Genomic DNA, 599 nt, shown 5'->3' with positions numbered 1-599 from the left:
GCGGTCGCTTCTGCGATAGCGTTTGAAATCACTTCGGTACCTTTACGGAAGTTAGGGAATTCAAATACACCGACCGGACCGTTCCAAAGAATGGTTTTTGCCGATTTGATTATATTTGCCAATTCTTCTGCAGATTTGTCACCGATATCGAAAATTGATTCGTCCGCTTGAACTTCAGATACCGCTTTTTCCGTTGCCGGTGCGATTTCAGAGAATTCGGTACCGACGCGTACATCAACCGGAACAGGAATATTGGTTGCCGCCGCTAAACGTTTCGCTTCAGGAATTAAATCCGCTTCGTATAACGATTTGCCTACCGGGTGACCTTCCGCAGCAATGAAAGTATTTGCGATACCGCCGCCAACGATTAATTGGTCTGCAATTTTTGAAAGGCTGTCTAATACGGTTAATTTAGTAGAAACTTTTGAGCCGCCTACGATCGCTAACATCGGACGTTGCGGTTCTTTTAAGGCTTTACCTAGCGCATCCAATTCCGCCGCTAATAGAGGACCCGCACAAGCAACCGGCGCGTATTCCGCAACACCGTAAGTCGAACCTTCCGCACGGTGTGCCGTACCGAATGCATCCATCACGAATAC

At 47.6% G+C, this 599-nt stretch carries 1 protein-coding gene; it reads right to left on the bottom strand.

The features are described from left to right. A partial coding sequence (pgk, locus tag DAE25_RS22880; protein WP_107768566.1) for a phosphoglycerate kinase occupies nucleotides 1-599 on the bottom strand: 599 nt, incomplete at both ends.

The sequence above is a fragment of the Nocardioides terrigena genome (assembly GCF_003047265.1).
In the GTDB taxonomy this organism is placed as follows: Bacteria; Actinomycetota; Actinomycetes; order Propionibacteriales; family Nocardioidaceae; genus Nocardioides; species Nocardioides terrigena.
The sequence above is the reverse complement of the archived record's forward strand: the minus strand, read 5'-3'. Positions and strand labels throughout refer to the sequence as shown.